The following is a 24,313-nucleotide window of genomic DNA, read 5'->3' on the forward strand; positions in this document are numbered from 1 at the left end:
GGTGGTGCTGCGTTTGAGGCGGGTGAACGTGTCGGCCAGAAAGTCGCGCAGCGTGTTGGCCGCAATCGCCAGTCGGCCCAGTTCATCCTGACGCGTGACCGCGACCCGATCGCTGAAGCGCCCTTGACTCAATTGCGCGACGTATTCGATGAGCATGGTGATCGGCCCGACGATGTTGCGGTTGACCACCCACAGCGTCAGCAGCCCCACCAGCAGGGCAGAGGCGAGCATCACCAGCGTACCGATGAGGATGGTCCTGTCGGCGGCAGCGCTGATGGTTTGCGATCGCTCATCGCTCAACGTGCGCAGGCTGATCACCAGCTCGCTCATTTGATCGCTGGCAGGGCGATCGACACCCTTGACTGCTTGGTCGCCGGCTACCGGATCGCCGCCGGCGGCCACGAATGCGTCGCGCCCTTTGCGATACGCCACCCCCAGTGCGCGGTGCTCTTCACGCAACTTGTCGACCTGGGCGCGGGTCGCCGCATCCAAATCGCTCATGGCGCTCAAACGGCCCAGGGTGTCCTGAACCTGGCGCTCCTGATCTTCGAATTGGCCCCAGAACTTGTCGCGATCCGCAGGCTGTTTGCCACGCAGCAGCACGTTTTTCCATTCCTGCACCTGAATCTTGAATTGCAAATTGGCCTGATCGACCAGTTGCGAAGCGTGCAGAGGGCCGTCCAGCAGCCCGCGATAGGCGTGAACGTTGCTGGACAGAAATTGGAAGCACGCCAGCGCGATCAGCAGCACCAGTACCAGGCTGCCGCCGAGCAGTGCCAGAATCTGCAGTCTCAGGGATTTGAACATGTGGGGACTCTCATCAGGGGGCGTACGGTGCTCGGAATGCATCCGAAAGGTGCTTGCTCGTCGTATCCCTGACTGTGCACAACGCAGCTCAGAAACAGGGCTGCTACTGCTTGAGTCGGCTCCGCTGGAAGATTCTTTAAGCGCCAATCATCAACCCAGCCGGGTGGTTGGTGCGATCACAAAAAAGGCGCTCATCGATGAATGAGCGCCTCCATGACTGTGCTCGCGCGTTCTTGAGGCGGTCCCTCAATACCCCGCAGCAGCGCCATTGCTGCGAGGATCGAACGCCCCCTCGTATGTGCCATTGCCCAAGCGCACCGCAGCGCCGGCATGGCCCATGGTTTCGGTAAACGCGTCCAGCACCTCTACATCGTGGCCCAGTTGGCGCAGTTGCTCCAACACCTCGGCGGGTATGCGCGATTCGACTTTCAAGCTGTCGGTACTTTCGCCCCACGTGCGCCCCAGCAGCCAGCGGGGTGCAGTCACCGCCTGCTGCAAAGGCTGACCGAACACCGCATAGCGGCTGAACACCGCTGCCTGGGTTTGCGGCTGGCCATCGCCGCCCATGGTCCCGTACACCAGGGCGCGGCCATCGTGCAGGCGGGCCGCGGCGGGGTTGAGGGTGTGAAAGGGTTTTTTGCCGGGCAGCAGTGTCAGCACGTGCTCGGGGTCGAGGCTGAACGAGGCGCCGCGGTTCTGCCAGTTGAGGCCGGACGCGGGCAGTACCACGCCGCTGCCGAACTCGTGGTAGATGCTCTGGATAAACGACACGGCCATGCCGTCGTTGTCGATAACGCCCATCCAGATGGTGTCGCCCGGGCCTTTGCCCTGGCCCCAGGGCTCGGCGTGGTGCAGGTCGATACGCGCCGCCAGGGCCTTGAGGTATTCCTCGGTCAAGCAGGCTTGCGGGTCGATGGTCATGTGCGTGGGGTCGGTGATATGCGCATCGCGCACCGCGAAGGCGAGCTTGGTGGCCTCGACCAGAATATGGATATGCTCGGCCGAATCGGCCGTGTGTTGGCCCAGCCCAGCGTGGTCAGCGATCCCCAGAATCAACTGCGAGACCAGCCCCTGGCTGGGTGGCGTGAGGTTGTACACGGTGCCGGCGCTGTGGGCCAGTTGCAGCGGGCGCACTTGGGTAGCGCGATAGTTGGCCAGGTCTGCGCGGGTGACGGGCGAGCCCAGCGCGGCCAGGTCACGGGCGATGGAGTCTCCCAAGCGGCCGCGGTAGAAACCGTCCAGGCCTTCCTCGGCCAGGGTGCGCAGAGTGGCAGCCAGGCGAGGTTGCTGGAACAGGCTGCCCGCTTGCGGCGGCTGGTCATCGTGCAAAAAGGTCTCGGCAAAGCCGGGGATAGCGTGCAGCTCGGCCAGTTTGCTGGTGGTCGCCGCGTGCTGCGAAGGGGTGGTGGGGATCCCCGCGCTGGCGTAATGAATGGCGTCTTCGAGCAGCCGTGGCAGCGCTGTTTGCCCACCCCACTGGCGGGACAGCTCCAGTGCCAGTTGCCAGCCGCCCACCGTGCCGGCGACGGTCAGCGCCGCATCGACGCCGCGGGTGGGGATGCGGCTCATGCCAGCATAGCGCTCAAGTGTCGCCAGGCTCCCGGCCGGGCCGCTCGCATCGATTGCCACCGGCTCGCCGTGGGCCGGCATGATCAGCCAGAAGCCGTCGCCCCCCAGGCTGTTCATGTGCGGGTAGACCACGGCGATGGTCGCTGCCGCCGCGACCATGGCTTCGATCGCGTTGCCGCCGTCGCGCAGGACGGCCAATGCCGACTGCGCCGCAAGGCTGTGGGGAGCGACAGCGATGCCGCGGGCGGCGAGTGTGGTGTTCAACATCGTTGCAATCCTCGTGGGGCAGTTTAAAGGGCGTGCTTGGCCAGCCAACTGGCACGCAGGCGCTTGAGGACGAAAAATGCCAGCGCTGCGGTGATCAGGTCGAAGCTGATGGCCACGGCGAAGACCGGGATCCAGCTCTCGGTGTATTGGTGCAGCAGTGCCGCGACCGGGCCGCCGAAAATCGAGCCGATGCCTTGAGCCATGTACAGGATGGTGGTCGCGTGCCGGGTGCCGAAGGTGTCCGTGAGGGTCGATGGAAACAGCGAGAAGATTTCACCCCAGCCCAGGAATACCACCCCCGATAGCAGCACGAACAGCACCGGGTTGTCGCTGGTCGACAACCACAGCGTCATCGCGATGCCTTCGAAGCAAAAGGCCAGCGCCATGGTGTTCTCCCGGCCCCAGTGGTCCGAGATCCAGCCAAACAGCGGCCGCGTGAGGCCGTTGCAGATGCGGTCGATGGTCAGGGCCAGCGGCAGGGCGTTCATTCCGAATACCATGACCTGGGTCATGCCGAAGTCTTTGGCGAAGCTGGCCATTTGTGAAGTGACCATCAGGCCTGACGTGGACATCATCGTGAACATGATGAACATCAGCCAGAACAGCGGCGTCTTGAGCATCTGTTTGGGCGGTACGTCGACGACGCTCTTGCCCACCTGCACTTGTGCCGCTGCGTACTGCTCGGGCGGCTGGCGCAGAAACTGCGAAGCCAGCAGCCCCACCAGCCCCAGCGCGGCACCGAAGATCAACAGGGTGGTTTCCATGCCGACACTGGCCAGCGCGTTGCTGATCGGAAAGGTGGTGACCATGGCCCCCATGCCGTAGCCCGCGGCCACGGCTCCGGCGGCCAGCCCGCGGCGATCCGGGAACCAGCGCACCATCAGGCCGACGATGCCGACATAGACGATGCCGGTACCCAGACCGCCCACCACGCCGTAGCTCAGATACAGCTCGGTCAGGGACGAGGCCTGGCTGGCGAGTATCCAACTGAGCCCGGAGAGCCCGCAGCCGGTGGCGATTAACTGCTTGATGCCGAAGCGATCGACCAGATAACCCTGCACGGGCGAGAAGAACGTTTGCAGGATGATCAATAGCGAAAAGGTGACCTGAATCTGTGCCAGCGAGCCACCGAGTTTGGCGCTCAGGGGACCGGTGAAGAGTGTCCATACATATTGCGGACTAGAAATAGCCATCATGCAGATTAGGCCCGCGATCAACTGTTGCCAGCGCGCGCCAAGAACTTTGGGGACGGATGTTTCGAGGCTTGCAGGTGCGCTTTTCATGGGCTCGACTCAGACGGTTATCGATGTAACCAACCTGAGCAAGGGGTGTGCCATTAACGTTATTTAATTAAATTTAAAGATATAAAGATCAGGGCCATCCAAAAGTCGCCCACACACTAAGCTTTTGCCTTAGAGCAAAATATAACGAATAGAACTATATAATTAACAGGGAATTAATCTACGCCTTTGGCAATACGCAGTCTGTCGCCAGTCGCCCATTATGTATCGTCAAACGGACACGATGCAGCTCGCCGCAGTGCGCTCGGTGCCACTAATGGTGCAGGGTGCACCCGGACGGTGCCCGGGCATGCGCCTCAGGTGGCTGCCCCCTGAGCAGGGGCAGCCTTACCTCAGTACGCCGCCACCAATCCATCCTTGCGTGGATCGGTCCCGCCCACATAGCCGTGGGCAGTGCGCTGAATGATCTGCGCGCCACCAAAGGCGAACACGCCGCTGGGGTCCTCGACCTCGATGTCGTGCCCCTTGGCCTTGAGCGCCGCCACGACCTGCGGGTCGAAAGAGCGCTCGACGGCCACTTTCAAGCCGGCCTCCAGGCGCCAGCGCGGTGCGTCGGCGGCGGCTTGCGGGTTTTGCTTGTAGCGCAGGATGCGCATCATCATCTGCAAGTGCCCTTGTGCCTGCATTGGCCCACCCATCAAGCCGAAAGACATCAGCGGCGTGCCGTCGGCGTTCATCACGAAGCCCGGGATGATGGTGTGGAACGGCCGTTTGCCGGGGGCCACGGTGTTGACGTGATCGGGATCGAGGGTAAAGCCCGCGCCGCGGTTCTGCAGGCTGATACCGGTGCCCGGCACCACCACGCCCGAGCCGAAGCCCATGTAGTTGGACTGGATGAACGAGATCATCATGCCGCTCTCGTCGGCCGCCGACAGGTACACCGTGCCGCCCGCTTTTGGCGAGCCGTGGCCCGGATTGGCCGCCTGGTCGCCGACCAGCGACGCGCGGTCCATCAAGTAGGCCGGGTCGAGCAATTGCGCCGAGCGCAGGCGCATGTGGCTTTCGTCCGCGACATGCTCGTCGAGATCGGCCAGCGCCAGCTTCATCGCCTCCAGCACCGGGTGCACGGTCTCGACGCTGTCTACCGGATGCTCGCCCACGCCTAAAGCCTCGAGCAGGGTCAAGCCCGACAAAGTCGCGATGCCCTGGCCGTTGGGCGGCAGTTCGTGAACCACGGCGCCGGCATAGGGTACCGACAGGGTGTCGATCCAGTCGACGCTGTGGGTGGCCAGGTCTTCCAGGCTCATGACACTGCCGTTGGCATTGGCATGCGCAATGATGGCCTGCGCCAGCTCGCCACGGTAGAACGATTCGCCCTTGCTGGCAGCGATGGCCTGCAGGGTTTTCGCATGATCCTTGAGGGTGATTTTCTCGCCAGCCTTGGGCGCCTTGCCACCCTGCAGGAAGCACTCGGAGAAGCCTGGCTGGTCCTTGAGCAAATGCGCGCCACGACGCCACAACTCGGCAATGATCGGCGTGACTTGATAACCGTCTTGGGCATAGCCGATGGCGGGCTCGGCGAGGGTGGCGAACGGCAGCTTGCCGTAGCGCTCGGACAACGCCACCCAGGCCGACACCGCGCCCGGCACGGTCACGGCGCCCCAGCCGCGTTGCGGCATTTCGGTTTGCCCAGCGAAATACTCCGGCGTCCAGGCCTTTGGCGAGCGCCCGGAGGCATTGAGACCTTGCAGCTTTTTACCGTCCCAGACGATGGCGAACGCGTCGCTGCCGATGCCGCAACCAGTGGGCTCGACCACGGTGAGCACCATGGCGGCGGCGATGGCGGCGTCCACCGCATTGCCGCCTTTGCGCAGCATGTCGAGCCCGGCCTGGGCGGCCAGCGGCTGAGAGCAAGCGACCATGTTGCTACCCATCACGGGCGAGCGGGCGGAGGTGTAGGGTTGGCTGTAGTCCAGATCATCGTGCATGAAGGCGGTCTCTTTGGCAGTGATGCTTAAGGATGGATACTAGAGGCGTGATCAGCTTTTCGGGTCGAGGGCATCGCGCAGGCCATCGCCCAGCAGGTTGAAACACAGCACCGTGATGTAGATCGCCACGCCCGGCGCGATCGACATCCACGGCGCCTGTTCCATGAAATTCTTCGCGGTGTTGAGCATCGAACCCCAGGACGGCGAGGGCGGTTGCTGGCCCAGCCCGAGGAACGACAAACTGGCTTCGGCGAGAATAGCCGACGCGATGGTCAGCGTCGCTTGCACCACCAGTGGCGACAGCACGTTGGGCAGTACATAGCGCAGGATGATCCAGCGGTCGGGCAGGCCGATGGCGCGGGCGCCTTCGAGGTAATCCTCGTGGCGGATCGCTAATACCTGACCGCGCGTCAGGCGGCAGAAAATCGGCATCGCCGACAGCCCGATGGCGATCATCGCGTTGGTCAGGCTTGGGCCTAAAAAGGCTCCCAAGGCAATCGCCAGCACCAGGAACGGACACGATAGCAGCGCCTCCATGATGCGCGAGATGATCGCGTCGAGCTTACCGCCAAAGTAGCCAGCGATCAGCCCCAGGGGCACGCCGATGAGCATGGCGATCGCCACCGACACACCGCCCGCCAGCAACGAGCTGCGCGCACCCCACAGCAAGCGCGAAAACAGATCGCGGCCCAGTTCGTCGGTGCCCAGCCAATGCAACATCGACGGCGCTTTGCGCACCAGCAGGAAGTTGGCTTTGAGCGGGTCGTACGGCGCGATCCACGGCGCCAGCAGCGCGGCCAGAATGAACAGCAACAGCACCCCGGAGCCGATGACCGCGCCTTTGTTGGCGAGGAATTTACGCACGAACGGCGAGCGGCTGCGCGGCGTGAGGGTGAGGTCGGTCGAGGCTGAATCGGTCGCAGCGACGAAGCTCATGAGGCAGTCCTCAAGCGTGGATTGATCAGGCGATAGAGCACATCGGCCAGCAGGTTGAGCAGCAGGAAACCGATGGCGACGCACAGCACCACGCCTTGCACCACCGCGTAATCGCGATTGAACACGGCGTCCACAATCATCTTGCCGAACCCCGGAATGCTGAACACCTGCTCAGTGAGCACCGCCCCGCCCAGCAGCTCGCCGAACAGCAGGGTGGTCAGGGTCACGATCGGCATCAGGGCGTTGCGCAGGGCGTGCTTGAGGATCACCGTGCGCGGCAACAAGCCCTTGGCTCTTGCGGTGCGCACATAGTCGGCGCGCAGCACTTCGAGCATGGCGCTGCGGGTGTGGCGCATCAGCACCCCGGACAGCCCGGCGCCGAGCACGAAGGCCGGCAGAATCAGGGTCTTGAGGTTCTGCCCAACGTCCTCACCCAGCGGCACGAAGCCCGAGGCGGGTAGCCATTGCAGCTTCACGGCGAAGATCATGATCAGCACAATCCCCAGCCAGAAGTGCGGAATCGAGATGCCCGACAGGGCAAAGATATTCGCGCCGTAATCCACCGCCGTGCCTTTGCGCACCGCAGAGATCACCCCGGTGGGAATGCCGATCAGCAGCGCGATGAGCAACGCCAGCACTGCCAGTTCCAGGGTCACCGGCAGCTTGGACGCCAGCAGGACGGTCACCGGCTGCTCGGTGCGCAGCGAGGTGCCGAAGTCGCCTTGCAGCACGTTGCCGACCCAGTGCAGGTACTGCAGCGGCACCGGATCGTTGAGCCGGTATTTATCGCGCAGGTACGCCATCACCGCAGGGTCGCGCTCTTCGCCGGCCATGGCCAGCACCGGATCACCCGGCAGCAGTTTCTGCAGGGTGAAGACGAACAGCGACACCAGGATCAGCGTCGGAATGGCGCTGAGCAGGCGTCTGAAGATGAACGTCAGCATGCGCGCTCCTCGGCAGGTGCCCAGATCATTTGAAGGCGACGTCGGTCAGGCGGATCAAGCCGTCCGGGCTTGGCACGAAGCCGCTCAGTTTGTTGCTCATGGCAATGATGCGCGGGTCGAAATACAGGTAGGTGCCCGGCACATCGACTGCCATCAAGCGCAGGGCTGCGGCGTACAGCGCCTGGCGCTGGGTTTGGTCGTTGGTGGTGCGCGCCTTGTTGAGCAGATCGTCGAGCTTGGGATCGCAGAAATGGCCGTCGTTCTGCCCGCCCTTGCAGGTGACGAATTGATGGATGTTGCCATCCGGATCAGGCCGCCCGGACCAGGCCGTCATGCCGATCTGGAAGTTGCCCGCCTGTTGCTCGCTGAGCAGCGTGGCGTACTCGGTGGCGACCAGATTGACCTTGAAGCCGGCCTCATCGGCCATGGCCTGAACGATCTGCCCGACCTGCTGGGCGATGGGGTTGTTGGCGACTTTGAGCTCGACTTCAAGCGGCAATTTCACCCCGGCTTCGGCCAGCAGTTTTTTGCTTTGCTCCACGTCGCGCGCCGGGATCGGCAGGCTCTTGTCGTAGTACGGACTACTGGTCGGGAAAGGCTGGGCACTGGGTGCGTACAAGCCTTCAAACACCACCTGATTGATCGCGTCCCGGTCGATGGCCAGCTCGAAGGCCTGGCGCACGCGCTTGTCCTGGCCGATCGGGGTTTTCGCGCGCTCGCCATTGCTGGTGTTGTACATCAGCTGCATGTAGCCCAGCCCCGGAGTGTTGAACACCTGCAGTTTGCTGTCGGCCCTGGCGGTTTTCACGTCGGTGGGTGCCACGCGCTCGATGATGTCCAGGTCGCCGGAACGCAGGTTGGCCAGGCGCACCGAGGTGTCCGGGATCGGCAGGAAAATCACCTTGTCGAAGTGGTAGGCCTGCTTGTTCCAGTAGTTGTCGAAGCGCTCCAGCACGATGCGATCCTGCTGCACGCGCTGGACGAACTTGTAGGGCCCCGAGCAGATCGGCTTGGCGCCGACCTCGGTGGCCGATGCCTTGGGCGCGAGCATCATGCCGGCGCGATCGGAGAGCTGCGAAATCAACGTGGCATCGGGTTGCTTGACCTTGATGGCGACGGTTTTTGCGTCGATTACCTCAACGCTCTCTACCGACGACAGTTCGCTCTTGCGCAGCGAGTCGGGCAGGGTGCGAGCGCGGTCCAGGTTGAACTTCACGGCGGCCGCGTCGAACACTTCGCCGTCGTGGAAGGTCACGCCGTCGCGCAGGGTCATGGTCAGCGTCTTGCCGTCCTCGCTCCAGTGCCAGGCGGTGGCCAGTTGCGGCACGTAGTTGAGCTGCGGGTTGATGTCCACCAGCTTGTCGCACAGGGCGGTGTAGACCAGCCTGCCGGAGTAGGTGCGCGAGCGATGCGGGTCGAGCACGTCAGGGTCATCCTGAATGCCGATGCGCAGCGTCGTTTCGGCAAAGGCAGCGTTGGCAGCGAGCAGTAGCAGGGTGCCGGTCATGAGCTGTGCGAACTTCATTGCTGACTCTCCAGAGATAAGGCCTGATGGCTTTTGAATAGATCCAGGCGTCGGGTATAGGCCGCGCTGGGTGTAGGGACGATCAAGGAGCCGGCCCCTGCATTGGCGATTTCGCGCCAGTAATGGCAGGCGACCTGACGCTCGCCCTCGACGCTTTCGAACAGCGGTTTGAGCTCGCGGCACAGCGGTCGAACATGCGGGCAGCGGGTGTGAAAACGACAGCCCGACGGCGGCTTGCTGGGGCTGGGCATGTCGCCGCCGAGCACGGCGCGCGGGTGACGCAGGTCGGGGTGGCTGACCGGTACTGCGGCCATCAGCGCTTGGGTGTAAGGGTGCAGTGGCGTTTCGAACAGGGCATCGACGGGTGCCAGTTCGACGATTTCGCCCAGGTACATCACCGCCACGCGATCGCTCATGTGGCGAATCACCGCGAGGCCGTGGGCGACGATGACCAAGGTCAGGCCGAACTGATGCTTGAGGTCTTCGAGCAGGTTGACCACTTGCGCCTGGACCGAAACGTCCAGCGCCGACACCGGCTCGTCGCCGAGAATCAACCGCGGTTCGGAGGCCAGCGCGCGAGCGATACCGATGCGCTGGCGCTGGCCGCCGGAAAACTCATGGGGGTAGCGGCTGCCGTGTTCAGGCGCCAGGCCGACGGTGCGCAGCAGTTCGGCGACCTTGTCCTGGCGCGCGCTGCGGCTGTCATCGCGGTGCAGCCAGATCGGCTCGCCGACGATGGCTTCAACGCTCATGCGCGGGTTCAGCGAGGCGAACGGGTCCTGGAAGATGATCTGCAAGTCGCGACGTACCTGGCGCAGCTTGTCCGGGGCCAGATTGGCCAGGTTGCGGCCTTCGTAGATCACGTCGCCGGCGGTGGGTTTGAGCAGGTTGAGCAGCACCCGACCCAATGTCGATTTGCCGGAGCCGGATTCCCCCACCAGCGCCAGGGTCTCGCCCCTGCGCACGGCCAGCGATACTTCGTTGACCGCCTGCACGGGGGGCTTTTTGCGCTGCAGCAGGCCGGTTTCACTGCTGAAGTGCTTGCTGACGGCGACGCTTTCGAGGATCGGCTTGTCAGTGTCGGGGCGCAACGCTGGATCAGGTTCCGGCTTCATGCAATGACTCCCACATGCTGTTCCAGCGGCACGCGAATGCACGCGGCGAAGTGCCCGGGCGAGACCTCCACCAACGGCGGACGGGCCTGGCGACAGGCGCCGATAACGAACGGGCAACGCCCGGCAAAGCGGCAACCGCTGGGCATCTCTACCGGTGTCGGCACACGGCCGTTGATGGTTGCCAGGCGCCCTTCGCGAGGGCCGATCGACGGCATCGAGCCCATCAGCCCGATGGTGTACGGGTGTTGTGGGTCGTCGAACAGGGTCTTGACCGAGCCGCTCTCTACCACCTGCCCGGCGTACATCACCAGCACCTCGTCGGCCACTTCGGCGACCACGCCCAGGTCATGGGTGATGAGGATCATTGAGGTGCCGGTTTCGGCCTGCAGGTTGGCCACCAGTGCGAGGATCTGCGCCTGAATGGTCACGTCCAGCGCGGTGGTGGGCTCGTCGGCGATGATCAGCGCCGGGTCGTTGGCCAGCGCCATGGCAATCATCGCCCGTTGGCGCATGCCGCCGGACAACTCGTGTGGATAGGCGTCCAGGCGCTGCACGGCGTCAGGCACGCGGACTTTTTCGAGCATCTGCAGCGCCCGCTGGCGGGCTTCTTTGCGCGATAGGCCTTGATGACGCATCACGCTTTCGCCGATCTGGTCGCCGAGGGTGAACACCGGATTCAGCGACGTCATGGGCTCCTGGAAAATCATCGCCATGCGATTGCCGCGCACGTTGAGCAAGCGCTCGGCGGGCATGCCCAGCAAGGGTTCGGCCAACAGGCTGGAGGCGTTGGCGCCGACCGTGGCGGTATCGGGCAACAGCCCCATCAGGGCCATGGAGGTGACGCTCTTGCCGCAGCCGGACTCGCCGACGATGGCCAGGGTCTTGCCGGGCATCACGGCAAAGGACACACCATCGACCACATTGGCCGGCGCGCCCTTGAAACGCACGCTGAGGTTGTCGACGCTTAATACCGGGGCTTGCGGATTCATGAACTCGCCTCGAGGTCTTGGTGAATGACGTTGTCGAGTGCCTGTTGCAGGGCGCGCAGATGACCGCGCATGGCCGTGGCCGCCTTGACCGGGTCGCGGCGCTCGATGGCGTCGACGATGTCATCGTGGTCGTGGCTGTAGGTGCTCAGGCGATCAGTGTTGCGCGCGCGCTGGCGCAGGTCGCGCCAGGCTGGATCGAGGCGGATGGCGTCGAGCATTTCGAAGATATCCAGCATCAACCGGTTGCCCGCCGCCTCGGCAATGCCGCGGTGCAGGGCGCTGTCCCACAACTCCAGGCCCTCGGCGTCCACTTGCTCGGCGCCTTGCTGGCGGGTGGTGCGTTCGGTGAGGCGGCGCAGTATCGCCATCTGCTCGCCGCTGGCGCGGACCGCCGCGAGGGACGCCAGCGCCGGCTCCAGATGCAACCGCGCTTCCATGACCTCACTGAAATTGGTCCGGCTCGATAATCTTGCGAAACTCATGGACGCGCTGGGCGGCGTCGGGCCCACAAAGGTGCCTTTGCCCTGGCGGCGCCAGATCTGCCCTTCGGCTTCGAGCACCGCCAGTGCCCGCCGAATCGCCCGGCGGCTCACGCCGAACAGCACCGCCAATTCTCGCTCGGTAGGCAGCGCTCGCTGGGGGAACGCCGCATGCTGGGCCACCGTCTGCCGCAGCGCGTCGAGGGCCAACTTTGAAGCGTTATCGTGGGCTGCGTCAGTGTCGAAACGTTCCATGATGGTTTCTCCTGACAAGCTCAAAAGGACGGTCGCTGCCGTTCAGGGCGGGGCTGACGATAGTTAGGCGGTTGCAATAGCGATGCCAATGAAAATTGGTTCGGGCTTGCGGACGGTGTTCAGGAAGACTTCAGCGGAAGAACGAGAGGGGAGCGGGCCAATGCCGTATTGGTTCAAGGCTTGGTTCGCGGTACTGCTTGAATTGGTTCGCCGATAAGCGAACCAATTTTTCTGCCCTGGGTTGCGGATGGGCGATGTTGAGGCGGGCGCATCGTTAGTGTGCGTGGCGTCAGCCTGTGAGGCGCTGTGTTCTGAAGTTACTGAGGTACAGGCGTCGGCAGTGCGGTGTTGTTCTGCCAGGCCTGCAAATTGGCCATTACCAGATCGGACATCGCCCGGCGGGTATCGGGGGTGGCGCTGGCCATGTGCGGGGTCAGCAACACATTCTCCAGCCCAAGCAAACCTGGGTGCGGGCGCGGCTCGTTTTCGTAGACATCCAGCGCCGCCCCCGCCAGCCGACCCTCGGCCAACGCCTGTGCGAGCGCTTGCTCATCGACCACGCTGCCGCGCCCGACGTTGATCAAATAGCCCTGCGGCCCCAGCGCCTGCAGCACCTGCTCATCCACCAGGTGATAGCTGGCAGCACCGCCGCCAACCGCCACCACCAGAAAATCTACCGCCGCAGCCAGTTCGACCGCAGTGCTGAAATAAGCGTGATCGACCGCTTGCGGCTGGCGTCCGGTGTAGGCGATCGACATGTCGAAGGCCTGGGCGCGGCGCGCGATGGCCTTGCCGATGCGACCCAGGCCGATGATGCCCAGGCGTGCACCGCTGACTTTGCGACTGAACGCGAAAGGCCCGTTCGCCCAGGCGCCCGAGCGCGTGAACTGGTCAGCCACTCGAGTGTTGCGGGCGATGCCAAGCAGCAGCGCCATGGCGAAGTCGGCGACGTCGTCGGTCAGTACATCGGGCGTGTGGGAGACCTGAATGCCACGCTCGCGGGCCGCCACGACGTCGACGCCGTCGTAGCCCACGCCGAGCACGGCGATGACCTCCAAGGCCGGCAGTTGCTCCAGCAATTGCCGGGTGACCGTGGATTCACCGTTGGCGACCAGCGCGCGAATATCAGCCGTCGCTGCGTTCACGCCGGTACCATCCTGGTGCGCCTCGACCACCTCGTAGGTGGCGTGCAGGGCTTCATCCAGCATGGGCGGCAGTTTGGCGATCTTAAGGACTCTTGGCTTCATCGAAACCTCGCGAAGGGTTGACGGGTAAAGGAGGTGCCGCACGGCGTGGACGGCCCAGATACAGACCCAGCACGCCACCTGCCAGCAGCGCCGTGGCCACCAGCAGCAGGGCATAGTCGTAGCTGTGGGTGACGTCCTTGATCAGGCCCATGACCGGCGGCAGGCCGAGGCCGGCGATATTGGCGATGGAGTTGATCAGCGCAATCGAGGCAGCCGCCGCGGCGCCGGAGAGGTACTCGGTGGTGGTCGCCCAGAACACCGGCGTCGCCGCCCAGTTCAAACCGACGGCGACCACCAGCAACCCATAGGCCAGCCACGGGTTACTGGTCGCCACCGCCAGCGCCAGCAGCACGCCGGCCAGTACCAGCGGCACGCACAGATGCCAGCCACGCTCACGCTTGCGATCCGAGTGGGTGCCGTTGAGATACATGAACACGCAAGCGAACAGGAAGGGCACTGCCGACAGCACGCTGACGGTAAAGGATTCCTGGCCCGACACCGACTTGACGATCAAGGGCAGGAACAGCGTGATGCCGATGGTGCCGAACGCCTGCAGCAACCAGAACAGGCTCAGCAACCACACCTGGCGGCTGCGAAAGGCCGTCTGCCAGGCGGCATGATGGGAAATGGGTGTTTTGGCCTGCTCGCTGGCAATGGTGCGGCTCAGCCAGTCCTTTTGCTCGGGCTGCAGCCAGTGGGTGCTTTGCGGGGTATCGGGCAGGTAGCGCAGTACCACGATCCCCAGCACTACCGCCGGCAGGCCTTCCATCAGGAACAGCCAGCGCCAGCCGCTGACCCCGAAGTAGCCATCCAGGTGCAGAAACGCGCCCGACAGCGGCAGGCCGATCACCGAGGCCAGCGCTGCGCCGATGTAGAAGAACGACATGGCCTTGGCCCGATCGCTGCGCGGATACCACTGCGACAGGTAATAGATGATCCCCGGCGTGAACCCGGCCTCGGCGGCGCCCAGCAGCAGGCGCATGCCATACAGTTGGTTGGCGCTCTGCACCAGGCTCATGCCCGCGGCGACGATGCCCCAGGTAATCATGATGCGCGCAATCCAACGGCGTGCACCGACCTTGGTCAGAATCACACTGCTGGGCACTTCCAGGAGGATGTAGGTGAGGAAGAACAGACCGACGCCCAAGCCGTACATCTGCGCGGTCAGGCCTAGCTCCGCGTTCATCTGCAGGGCGGCGACGGAGATGTTCGATTTGTCGATGTAGGCGACCATGTACAGCAACATCAGGAAGGGGATCAACTTGAGGTTGAGACGCTTCATGGTGCTGGCGTGCAGGCCCGAGTCCATGGATGGCTGGTGCATGTGGCCTCTCTATTGTTGTTATGAGAGTAAGCAACGGGGATGTAGGCCCACCATAGACGAGATTGGTTAATAGCTCAATATATGATTTGCGGTCCCATATTTAGGGATTTTATGGGTTGGGGTCCAGATGCTACGGCCTGACCGGGTGATCGTACTTTCGCATGATCCGCTCCAAGGCCCCCGTGTGACGCAACCTGTCCAGCGCGCTGGACCAGGCATTGACCACCTTGTCATCGGCGTCGCGGCTGAAGGCGATGTACAGCGAGGAGTGGTAGAGCTCGACCGGTATCTGACGCAAGGTACCGGCAGGGATATTCAGTTGGCGGCTGTTGTACGCCACGCCCGCTGCGGTATCGCCGACGATGAGGTCGGTGCGCTTGGCCAGCAGCATGCGGTACAGCTGCTGGTTGACGCTCGCGCTTCTGTCGAGGTTGTTGAAGCCTTGCGCCTGCAGCAGATCCGGTATCAGGCCGGCTTTGCGCGTGGTGATCTGTGGGGCTTGATGCAGCTCTTCGAGGGTGTTGACCGGCTGCTGCGCATCGGCCAACTGATAGGGGTAGATGGACTCTTCCACAATCGGCCCGACCCATTTGTACAACGGCTCGCGCTCAGGGGTGCGGAACAGTGAGTACAGGATCGTTTTCGGGCGGGAATTCAATAGGTAGGTAGTGCGCATACTGGGCACCAGGGCAATCTCGAAGTGATCCCCGGTGAGCGCCATGATGGCTCGCACGATCTCCGTGGTCATGCCAGTGAGCTGGCCGTTCTCCTGATAGTTATAAGGTGCCCATTCTTCAGTAACGATTTGGTAGTCATCGGCTCTGGCGGGGGAGCCAGGGATACCGAGCAACATGCACAACAGCGCTAGAATGGGTATCGACCGTTTCACGTGTCCTGCCTGATGGGCTGTGCGGAGTTCAAACTGGATGTGAATCCAGCGACCACGTGAGTATAGGTACAGACGTTGCCAGACACACGAAATCCGCGACAGCCGCTGCGCAGGAGCGTTTATGGCATCCCCAGCCACTTGGGCAGCGCCAGCGAGATGATCGGCACATAGGTGATCAGGATCAGGAACATCAACAGGATCGACAGCCACGGCAGCGCCGCGCGGATCGTCTGCCCCAACGTCAGGCCCGTGACCGCCGAGGTCACGAACAGGTTCAGGCCCACCGGCGGATGCACCAGGCCGATCTCCATGTTGACCACCATGACAATGCCCAGATGGATCGGGTCGATGCCCAGTTTCGTCGCGATCGGGAAAAAGATCGGCGCCAGGATCAGGATGATCGCCGACGGCTCCATGAAGCTGCCGGCCACCAGCAAGACGATGTTGACCATGATCAGAAAACCGATCGGCGTCAGTCCCTCGGACACCACCCAGTTGGTGATCTGCTGTGGAATCTGCTCGGTGGTCAGCACGTGGGCGAACAGCATCGCATTGGCGATGATGAACAACAGCATGATGGTCAGCCGGCCCGATTCGAGCAGCACTTTGGGGCAGTCGCGCAAGCGCATGTCCTTGTACACGAACAGCGCGATAAAGGCCGAGTACACCGCCGCCACCGCTGCCGCTTCCGTGGGCGTGAACAGGCCGCTGTAGATGCCGCCGAGGATGATTACCAGCAACAGCAGGCCCCAGAAGGCCCGGCGTGCGGTGGCTAGCCACTCGCCAATACTCACGCGCGGTTGGGCTGGGAGCTTCTTGATGCGGGCGACGATATAGATCACCACCATCAGCACCACGCCCAGCAGGATGCCGGGTACCACCCCGGCCATGAACAGCTTGCCGACCGAGGTTTCGGTCGCGGCCGAATACACCACCATCACGATCGACGGCGGAATGAGGATGCCCAGCGTACCGGCGTTGCAGATGATTCCCGCGCCGAATTCCTTGGGGTAGCCCGAGCGCACCATGCCAGCGACTGCGATCGAACCGACGGCCGCCACGGTGGCCGGCGAGGAGCCGGACAGCGCTGCGAACAGCATGCACGCCAGCACCGCCGCAATGGCCAGGCCGCCACGGATATGGCCGACGCAGGCGTTGGCAAAGTCGATCAGGCGCTTGGCCACGCCACCGGTGGTCATGAATGCGCCAGACAGCAAAAAGAACGGTATGGCCAGAAAGGTGTAGCTGTCGGAGGTCTCGAACAGCTTTATCGCCAGCGAGCTCAGGGAGTCGTGGCTGAACAGCAGAATCGATACCGCCCCCGACAGCCCCAGCGAGATTGCGATCGGCACGCCCAGGAACATGAACACGAAGAGCAGCAAAAACAGGCAGATCACCGTCATCAGTGTTGCTCCTCGCTCGGGTTGGCCAGCTTCGTCGCCTCGCGAGCTTCGTCCGCCAGGCCCAGGCCGGTCTGGCGACCGGTGTAGAGGCGATAGAAGATTTCCAGATAACGGGCAATGATCAGGGCAAAGCCGAAGGGCACGATGGCGGTGATGTAGCCGACCTTGACCCCGTAGCGGTCCAGGTCTTCAGCACCGACCCCTGCCACCAACAACGCCGACACCCATTTGTAGCTCGCCGCCAGCAATAGTCCGGCGTAGGCCATGCAACAGGCACAGGCGAGCATCGACAGCAAACGCTGCACCGGTTTGCTGGTCTTTTTCACCAGCACGTCGACGCCCAGGTGGCCGGCAGTACGCACGCCGTAGCTGATGCCGAAAAAGATCAGCCAGCCGAACAACGCCTTGGTCAGGGCCACGCTCCAGGTCATCCCCTGGGCGTAGCTCATCAGATGATCGCCGACGCTGGCCAGCGCATCGCTGGCGAATGGGACCTTGTCGCTCAGGGTGTAGAACAGCGTGTAGAGGTTGTTCAGCGCCACGTAGGTGAAGGTTACCAGGGTCATGGCGGCCAGCAGGAAGGCGATCATGCCTTCCTCGAAGCGCTCCCAGATTCGTCTGAGTGATTGCATCGGTGTTCTCCGATCAGGGCATGTGCAGGGCCGGTGAGGACGCGCAAACAGGGGCTGATAAGGCATGACTGGAGGGCCCTATCGCGGGCAAGCCTCGCTCCCACAGTGCAAACAGTTCCCTGTGGGAGCGAGGCTTGCCCGCGAAGGGGCCCGACCTTACGGCGCCTTGTTCGAGTCGTCCGCAGCTTTGATCAGATCGGCGCCAATTTCATCGGAGAACTTGTCCCACACCGGGCGCATCGCTTCGCGCCATTGCTGGCGTTGCTCGGCGGTGAGCGGGTCGATTTCGCTGGTCTTGGCGTCGATGATCTTCTGCCTGGCGGTATTGTTCAGGGCCTCAGCCTGCTTGTTCACCTCGACGGTCACCTGGTCCATGATCTTTTGCAGTTCGGTGCGGATATCTTCCGGCAGGCCGTTCCAGAACTTCGCGTTGGTGATGACCATGTAGTCGATCAGGCCATGGTTGGTTTCGGTGAAGAAGGGCTGCACTTCGTTGACCTTCTGGCTCTCGTAGTTGGACCAGGTGTTCTCGGTGCCATTCACGGTGCCGGTCTGCAGGCCCTGATAGACCTCGGCGAAACTCATTTTGCGCGGATTGGCATGAATGGCAACGAATTGCGCTTCGAGCACGCTTGAAGCCTGCACGCGGAACTTCAGGCCGCGCGCATCCTTGGGCACGATGACCTTCTTGTTGGCCGAAAGCTGCTTGAGGCCGTTGTGCCAATAGGCCAGGCCGTGGATGCCCTTGTCGTCCATTGCCGTCAGCAACGCCTTGCCTTGCGGGCCTTGCTGAAAGCGGTCGACCGCTGCCAGGTCATCGAAGAGGAAGGGCAGGTCGTAAATCTGCAGCTGCTTGGTGTATTGCTCGAACTTGGCCAGCGACGGCGCCAGGAGTTGTACATCCCCTAATAGCAGTGCCTCCATTTCCTTGCCATCGCCGAACAGCGAGGAGTTTGGATACACCTCGATCTTGACCCTGTCCTTGAGCAGCGCATCATCGGCGACCCGCTTCTGGAACATCAGCGCGCCTTGACCTTTGGGAGTGTTTTCCGCGACCACATGGGCGAACTTGATAACGATAGGGTCGGCTGCCTGCGCGAGGGCGGTCATGGACAGCGCGGCGGCGCAGAACAGCGCCTTGGTCAACTTCAGCATTGGAATGCTCCTTTTTTATTGTTGTATGAGAAGCCTCTATGGGCCTCTTTATCCAACCAACCAGCGATCAGTATCGGCCTAAGATGGGTCAATCCGTTGCGTGTTGAGAATTAGCTTTTCGATAACCCAGCGTTCGTTGCACACGAACGCTGGCGCTATCGAGTAGTCATGAGGCCAGGCATCGCCACCCGAAGGGTCTGGTCCAGAATGCACGAGAGCGGGTGGTCATGGTTTTATCGCGTATCAGTCATCCGCACGGCTCTTGGTACATACCCGCGCTTTGACTTCACTGCCCTGTGCGGGCCACAGTATTGCGCCCATCAAACGCGGTAGCCCCTTGAACAAGGACATACAGAAATGCTGACAGGACAGTGCCTGTGCGGGGCAGTGGCTTTCTCCCTGAGCACAGAGCCGCTTTATTTCTATCGGTGCCACTGCTCGCTGTGCCGCCGACAAACTGGCACGGGTTATAACTGCGCGACGATCGTCACTGAATCCAGTTTCAAGTGGCAGGCAGAGGAGGGCGCAATAAACAGCTGGGTCAAATCCAGCGGCTATCGGAACGACTTCTGCAGACAATGCGGTTCGACGGTGCCCAATGCCTTGCGGGGCTCGCGTTATGTGTGGGTGCCATTGGGGTTGTTGGCAGCGCAGAGCAGCGCCATGGCATGTGTGGGGGATTATTGCGTAGGGGATGCGATGCCGTGGGATACAGTGCGGTCCGGGCATGTTTTTGAGGCTGCGGTGGAATCGCTGGAGTCGCTGATCAGGGCTTTGCGGGTTGAGGGTTGAGGGGCTGAGGTGGAGCGGTATTGCGGACCGCTCCGCGACGCTGGCGAACATTACGGCTTCAGCGCTTTAGCCTCTGCAGCCAGACACTCAAGCGCAAACTGCTCGGTATACGTCATCTGAATCGGCGTGGTTTCGCCCTTCACGGTCCGTTCACCCTCTAGGATGTAGCGAATGCGCTTGTCAGTCACACCGATGCGCTTGGCGATCCATGAGGGTGTCTGCCCAATGCGCGAAATCAGCTTGTCGGCATATTCCGTGGAAGGGTTGTAGTGTTCTGCGTTGGGTGTCATGTAACGTCCAGATAAAAGTGATTCGTTATGCGCACACGGTGCGCTAATTATTGGATTGTGTCGCGGGCTCAATGACATTGTTCAGCGGTGACGCCAAGCGCGCTCAACGCTGCATCGCCTGGCCGCACCTTCAGCCCGGCGCCACCGCGCGCCTGAGGGTAATGCGCGTCAGCTCCGAAGGCACGCCCAGGCGTATGGCAAAACCAGGCCAGAGGGCCGTGCCGTTGTTGACGTACAGCTGCATGCCATCGACATCATAGAACCCGGACACGAAGCCCTCGTTGGCGCGGGCGATGATCAGGTCGAGTGGGCGGATCATGCCGCCGTGGGTATGGCCCGACAACTGCAGCGCCACGCCTTGGCGGGCGGCTTGCCGGGCGTTGCGCGGTTGGTGGTCGAGCAGAATGATCGGCGCATCGGCGGGGGCTCCGGCCAGAGCCTGTTGCAGGTCTGGCCCCGGCAAGCCGGCGCGCGGCGCGCTCAGGTCGGTGACCCCGGCGATGACCAATTGCGCACCGTTGCGTTGGATTACCGAGTGGCTGTTGGTCAGGCGCTTCATGCCCAGCGAGACGAAATACTGCATCCACTCCTCGTTGTCGAAGAAGTACTCGTGGTTGCCGGGGATCACATACACCCCATCGGCCGCGTGCAGGTCCCGCAGCGGCTCGACGTCCCGCGTGCGCGCGCTGAGCGGGCCGTCGATCAGGTCGCCAGTGATTACGATCAGGTTGACCCCCAGCGCGTTCGAGCGCTCCACCACCGCGCGCGCCCACGGCTCGTTGAACAGCCGAGTGATGTGCATGTCGGTCAGTTGCAACAGCGTGTAGCCGTCGAACTGCGGGGGGAGATCTTTGATCGCCACTTCGATATCTTTCACCGGCGGCACGCGCACCGCTTGCTGTACGCCAACGGCTGCCAGTATCAGCGCCGCGGTCCCCAAGGCATAGCGCAGCGTGGCGGGTATGGTCAGCCATTGGCGGCGCACCAGCATCGTCAGCAGCGTGCCCAGGTCGACGACAATCTGCAGCACCGCGATCAGCAATATCGCGCCGAACGCCCAGTTAAAAAACATCAGCACAGCGCGCGGAAACTCCGGCGAGAACACGCTGCCGGACGAGAACCTGGCATACAGGTGGTACTGCGAAGCGAGCAGCAGCACCAGCGCACTGGCCAACCTGACGGGCAAGGGCCATGGCATGGGCCAGATGAACCGAACGATCACATACAGGCAAGGGGTGCTGAACATAACGTGAAACATCAAGTTGCTCCTGCGACCCTGATGGTCGGCGCGCATGGCGAAAAGGCTTTGAAAGGGCTTTGCCAGAGAGGTTGAGATCAATTGCCAGGGCGATACGTTCATATCGAGCGGGGATTTTTCGGTGCAGCAGGCGTTGAGCGAGGAGGGGCTGCTGTAACGCCCGGATCGACAACTGTCAGGCTTTAGCCACCAGCAGCCCGCGCTGCACCCGCCGCACCAGATAGACCGCAACCACCGTGGTGGCGACCAGGCAATAGCCCACCACGTCGAAGTGCAGCACCTTGCCGTCCGCGCCGATCATGACGATATGCCCGGCCAACAGCGAGGCAAAGCCGCCAGACAACTGCTGGATAGCCGAGCTGACGGCGTTGAACGCGCCGCGATGGGAGGGCGCAGGGACGCCAGCGACCATGGCCTGGAAGGGGATCAGCCGCGAGAAGATCCCCACGAACAGCGCCGCGTTGATCAGGATGACCCAAGGCAACGGCACGTTGGACAGGTGTGTGTAAAGCGTGACCATGACGATGGTCAGTGCGCTGCCGAGGTAGAACACCGGGAGCTTGCCGACGGTATCGCTGGCGCGGCCGATCAAGGGCCCCGCGACGATGGTGCACAGCCCGGTGAGCAGGTAGACGGTGGGCAGGCTGGTGATGTCGATGCCCAGGTTGTTAACGGTGAAGGCGCTGCTGAATGGCATCAGCATGTAGCCGCCGGTGGTCAGCAGCCCGGTGGCGGCGAAGGCGGCCCAGTGCTGCGGGGCCGTCAGGGTGTTGAACAGATGCCGAAAGGCGCTGTGCTCCTGCGGGGCTTTGAGGTGGTCGGCGACGGGCCGCATCACCAGCCCAATCACCAGCCCGCCGGCCGCGCCCATGGCGGCCAGCAGCAGGAAGGGCGCGTGCCAGCCCCAATGGTTGGCCAGGTACAGGCCCACGGGCAGGCCGAGCACCTGGCTGGCGGCGAATGCAGTCTGCAGCACTCCCATGACCCGGCCCCGCGATTGCGGGGCGAACAGGTCGGCGGCGATGGCCAGCACGATCGAGCCGATCACCCCGGCGAAGATGCCGGTGACCACGCGCGCCAGCAACAAGGTCTCGAAGCTGGCAGCCAGACCACACCACAGCGTGCCCAGGACGAATCCGCCGTAGAAAAACAGCAGCAGTTTCTTGCGATCGAAGCGATCGGCAAAGCCTGCGGTGATCAAGCCGCTCAGCCCGGCAGCGAACGCGTACGAACTGACCACCAGGCTGAACTGGCTGGCGGACATGCTCAGCGCCGGCATGATCATCGCACCCAGCGGGGCCATGAGCATGAAATCGATAATGACTGCGAACTGCAGGGTGGCCAGCAGGCCGACGACGAATTTTTGATAGCGGCTGAAGGGCGTCAAAGCGGTAACGTCGGAGGTCATCGATGGGCTCGGGCTGAAATGTACGCAAAGCGGGCCGCCAATCATGGGGGAAAAGCGCCGGATAAAGAACCCTTGTCAGCGATTTGCGGCCTGGTCGCTGTCGAGGCCCTTGAGCGCCCCCTTCAAGCGCGAATGTCGCGAGCGTTCTTTTTCTGCAGGATCGTCGATGCTTCGTTGTAGTCACGCTGAAAGGCGTCGCTGCTGATCCAGGTCACCGCAGCGTCTTCGTCTTCGCCGTAAAAGATCTGACGATAGACGATCAGCAGCCCCATCATGAAATCGGTCGCCGGCTCCGGCGCTTCCTCGGCGACGACCAGCTCCAACACCGGGTACTGCAGGAATATCAGACACATCGCCAACAGGCTGATGCCTTCGCCGACTTTCATTGCCTGGAAAAGATCGTCGAACTGGGCCGGGTCGAAGCCGTTCTCTTCGATATCCTTGAAGTCGAAGGTGCTCAGATCGATTTCAACGTCATCGAAGGGCTCATTGATCAACGGGTTGGCCAGCAGTGGATGGACGACGTTGGCTTTAGGTTTGCTCGAACGATTTTGCTTGGCCTTGGCTTTGGCCCGCTGGGCACGTTTTTGCTGTTTGTCGGGGGAAGCCATGAGGCGTGTTCCTTGGTCGGGACAGGATAATCAGGCCCGTATTGTATTCAGTCTTGCGGGGTTCGTCGGCGTTGGCGGGCAGATTTATTTGGCAGATGCGGGCGGCGATCAATCGAAGTTCAGGTCGCTGTACTGGCGATCAAGCTTTCAGAGGCGTGCCGATCTTCAGCGCTTTGCAAGGCGATGCGCCTCGCCAGTTCGCGCCGAAACTTGATCGGCCCTGCGTCGCTGGGCAGGTTTATCGGCGCTGTGCGGGGGTTGAGCATGCCTTTGTGTACGGCCGCCAGCACCGCGCGGTCTTCGGCAAAGGCATGCTGGACATCTTCATCGAATCGACGTGATACAGCCTCGTTGTCGGGGTCAAAGTTGCGCATCTGGAACCAGTAATAGCGGGTGGTGTGCGCGTCGACCGGCGTCATGAAGTTGTAGGAGTTCATCAAGAACACCTCTTCGTGCATCGGCGCGTCATCGTGCCCGGTGCCGGCGGGGGTAAACACCGCCTTGATGATGGCCTGGCAGGGGAACTGGACTTCGTAATGCTGCAGTCGGTCGCACGGCCCGGCGAAGGTCACGAACTGGGCGTAGAACGGCGCCACCTCGACGTTGCGCATCCAGCGCGAGACGATCACACCATTGGCTGTTTCGGTCACGGTGACCGGCTCCGACGCACAGGCCGCATTGCCGAAGGACGATTGATGCACCCACGCGACATGGGACGGGTCGAGCAGGTTGTCGGTCATGTACAGGTAGTTGCACGGCACGGTCATGCTGGCCCCGCAGCTGAGCCCCCATAACGGATCACCCCATTCGGGTACCTCGCACAGGCTGGCCGGGTCTGCCAATGCCGGGTCGCCCATCCACAGCCAGACGAGGCCGTAGCGCACCTGCAGCGGATAGCTGTGAACCTTGGCCCTGGCCGGGATTCTGGCGCTGGTGGGCGCACGGGTGCAGGTGCCCTCGCTGTCGAAGGTGAGGCCGTGATAGCCACACTCGACCTGGTCGCCGTCCAGGCGCCCCATCGACAACGGCAGCTTGCGGTGCGGACAGGCGTCTTCGAGTGCTTTGATTTGCCCATCGGCTTTGCGAAACAGCACCACGGGCTCGCTCAGCAAGGTAGTCGGGAACAGGCCGTCACCGATTTCATTCTCGCTGGCAGCCACGTACCAGGCGTTGCGTAAGTACATTCGGG

The 24,313-nt window shown here is 62.7% G+C and carries 21 protein-coding genes and 1 pseudogene; 1 reads left to right on the plus strand and 21 read right to left on the minus strand.

Features of this window, described 5'->3' with window-relative positions; genetic code table 11:
* Positions 1–120: 120 nt before the first annotated feature.
* The 16 genes and pseudogenes from REH34_RS30385 to REH34_RS25710 all read right to left on the minus strand — a co-directional run.
* Positions 121–849 (minus strand): annotated as a pseudogene (locus REH34_RS30385) (methyl-accepting chemotaxis protein); the annotation flags it as partial.
* A 204-nt stretch (positions 850–1,053) separates the two neighbouring features.
* Positions 1,054–2,643 carry a gamma-glutamyltransferase family protein gene (locus REH34_RS25640; RefSeq protein WP_311969636.1) on the minus strand — a complete coding sequence of 530 codons (1,590 nt, stop codon included), beginning with the start codon at positions 2,641–2,643 and terminating at the stop codon, positions 1,054–1,056.
* Between the two features lie 23 nt (positions 2,644–2,666).
* Positions 2,667–3,926, minus strand: a complete 1,260-nt coding sequence (gene oxlT / locus REH34_RS25645; RefSeq protein WP_311969637.1) for an oxalate/formate MFS antiporter — start codon at positions 3,924–3,926, stop codon at positions 2,667–2,669.
* Positions 3,927–4,276: 350 nt separating this feature from the next.
* Positions 4,277–5,872: a gamma-glutamyltransferase family protein gene (locus REH34_RS25650; protein ID WP_311969638.1), complete on the minus strand. Its 1,596-nt coding sequence runs from the start codon at positions 5,870–5,872 to the stop codon at positions 4,277–4,279.
* Positions 5,873–5,923: 51 nt separating this feature from the next.
* Positions 5,924–6,808: an ABC transporter permease gene (locus tag REH34_RS25655; protein WP_226506179.1), complete on the minus strand. Its 885-nt coding sequence runs from the start codon at positions 6,806–6,808 to the stop codon at positions 5,924–5,926.
* Positions 6,805–7,752 (minus strand): ABC transporter permease, encoded by a 948-nt coding sequence (locus tag REH34_RS25660; protein ID WP_311969639.1) that lies wholly within the window; start codon positions 7,750–7,752, stop codon positions 6,805–6,807. The genes REH34_RS25655 and REH34_RS25660 overlap by 4 nt, the downstream gene beginning before the upstream one ends.
* Before the next feature lie 25 nt (positions 7,753–7,777).
* On the minus strand, positions 7,778–9,277 hold the full coding sequence (locus tag REH34_RS25665; RefSeq protein WP_311969640.1) for an ABC transporter substrate-binding protein: 1,500 nt from the start codon (positions 9,275–9,277) through the stop codon (positions 7,778–7,780).
* On the minus strand, positions 9,274–10,392 hold the full coding sequence (locus REH34_RS25670; RefSeq protein WP_226506182.1) for an ABC transporter ATP-binding protein: 1,119 nt from the start codon (positions 10,390–10,392) through the stop codon (positions 9,274–9,276). The genes REH34_RS25665 and REH34_RS25670 overlap by 4 nt, the downstream gene beginning before the upstream one ends.
* Complete coding sequence (locus REH34_RS25675; RefSeq protein WP_311969641.1) at positions 10,389–11,381, minus strand: ABC transporter ATP-binding protein; 993 nt, start codon at positions 11,379–11,381, stop codon at positions 10,389–10,391. The genes REH34_RS25670 and REH34_RS25675 overlap by 4 nt, the downstream gene beginning before the upstream one ends.
* The gene (locus REH34_RS25680) at positions 11,378–12,115 is read right to left on the minus strand and encodes an FCD domain-containing protein (protein ID WP_311969642.1); all 738 of its coding nucleotides are present in this window, start codon (positions 12,113–12,115) and stop codon (positions 11,378–11,380) included. The genes REH34_RS25675 and REH34_RS25680 overlap by 4 nt, the downstream gene beginning before the upstream one ends.
* Before the next feature lie 317 nt (positions 12,116–12,432).
* A complete protein-coding gene (locus REH34_RS25685; protein WP_311969643.1) occupies positions 12,433–13,362 on the minus strand; it encodes a 2-hydroxyacid dehydrogenase in 930 nt (309 codons plus the stop codon).
* Positions 13,343–14,686 carry an MFS transporter gene (locus REH34_RS25690; RefSeq protein WP_311969644.1) on the minus strand — a complete coding sequence of 448 codons (1,344 nt, stop codon included), beginning with the start codon at positions 14,684–14,686 and terminating at the stop codon, positions 13,343–13,345. Before REH34_RS25690 ends, REH34_RS25685 begins: the two co-directional genes overlap by 20 nt.
* 130 nt (positions 14,687–14,816) lie before the next feature.
* Positions 14,817–15,575 carry an ABC transporter substrate-binding protein gene (locus REH34_RS25695; RefSeq protein ID WP_311969645.1) on the minus strand — a complete coding sequence of 253 codons (759 nt, stop codon included), beginning with the start codon at positions 15,573–15,575 and terminating at the stop codon, positions 14,817–14,819.
* 119 nt (positions 15,576–15,694) lie between these two features.
* The gene (gene dctM / locus REH34_RS25700) at positions 15,695–16,978 is read right to left on the minus strand and encodes a C4-dicarboxylate TRAP transporter large permease protein DctM (RefSeq protein WP_311969646.1); all 1,284 of its coding nucleotides are present in this window, start codon (positions 16,976–16,978) and stop codon (positions 15,695–15,697) included.
* Complete coding sequence (locus REH34_RS25705; protein ID WP_311969647.1) at positions 16,978–17,610, minus strand: TRAP transporter small permease; 633 nt, start codon at positions 17,608–17,610, stop codon at positions 16,978–16,980. Before REH34_RS25705 ends, dctM begins: the two co-directional genes overlap by 1 nt.
* A gap of 156 nt (positions 17,611–17,766) precedes the next feature.
* Positions 17,767–18,765, minus strand: coding sequence for a TRAP transporter substrate-binding protein (locus REH34_RS25710; RefSeq protein WP_311969648.1), 999 nt, complete (start codon positions 18,763–18,765; stop codon positions 17,767–17,769).
* 357 nt (positions 18,766–19,122) lie between these two features.
* Here REH34_RS25710 and REH34_RS25715 point away from each other — a divergent pair, with 357 nt between their 5' ends.
* On the plus strand, positions 19,123–19,557 hold the full coding sequence (locus tag REH34_RS25715; RefSeq protein ID WP_311969649.1) for a GFA family protein: 435 nt from the start codon (positions 19,123–19,125) through the stop codon (positions 19,555–19,557).
* A gap of 50 nt (positions 19,558–19,607) precedes the next feature.
* Here REH34_RS25715 and REH34_RS25720 read toward each other — a convergent pair whose 3' ends face one another.
* The 5 genes from REH34_RS25720 to REH34_RS25740 all read right to left on the minus strand — a co-directional run bounded on the left by REH34_RS25720 (position 19,608) and on the right by REH34_RS25740 (position 24,308).
* A complete protein-coding gene (locus REH34_RS25720; protein ID WP_311969650.1) occupies positions 19,608–19,847 on the minus strand; it encodes a hypothetical protein in 240 nt (79 codons plus the stop codon).
* A 130-nt stretch (positions 19,848–19,977) separates the two neighbouring features.
* Positions 19,978–21,105, minus strand: a complete 1,128-nt coding sequence (locus tag REH34_RS25725; RefSeq protein WP_311969651.1) for a metallophosphoesterase — start codon at positions 21,103–21,105, stop codon at positions 19,978–19,980.
* A 175-nt stretch (positions 21,106–21,280) separates the two neighbouring features.
* On the minus strand, positions 21,281–22,513 hold the full coding sequence (locus tag REH34_RS25730) for an MFS transporter (RefSeq protein WP_311969652.1): 1,233 nt from the start codon (positions 22,511–22,513) through the stop codon (positions 21,281–21,283).
* Between the two features lie 122 nt (positions 22,514–22,635).
* Positions 22,636–23,124, minus strand: coding sequence for a hypothetical protein (locus tag REH34_RS25735; RefSeq protein ID WP_311969654.1), 489 nt, complete (start codon positions 23,122–23,124; stop codon positions 22,636–22,638).
* A gap of 119 nt (positions 23,125–23,243) precedes the next feature.
* A complete protein-coding gene (locus REH34_RS25740) occupies positions 23,244–24,308 on the minus strand; it encodes an aromatic ring-hydroxylating dioxygenase subunit alpha (protein WP_311969655.1) in 1,065 nt (354 codons plus the stop codon).
* Between the last annotated feature and the right edge of the window lie 5 nt (positions 24,309–24,313).

The sequence above is a fragment of the Pseudomonas baltica genome (assembly GCF_031880315.1).
Taxonomy (GTDB): Bacteria; Pseudomonadota; Gammaproteobacteria; order Pseudomonadales; family Pseudomonadaceae; genus Aquipseudomonas.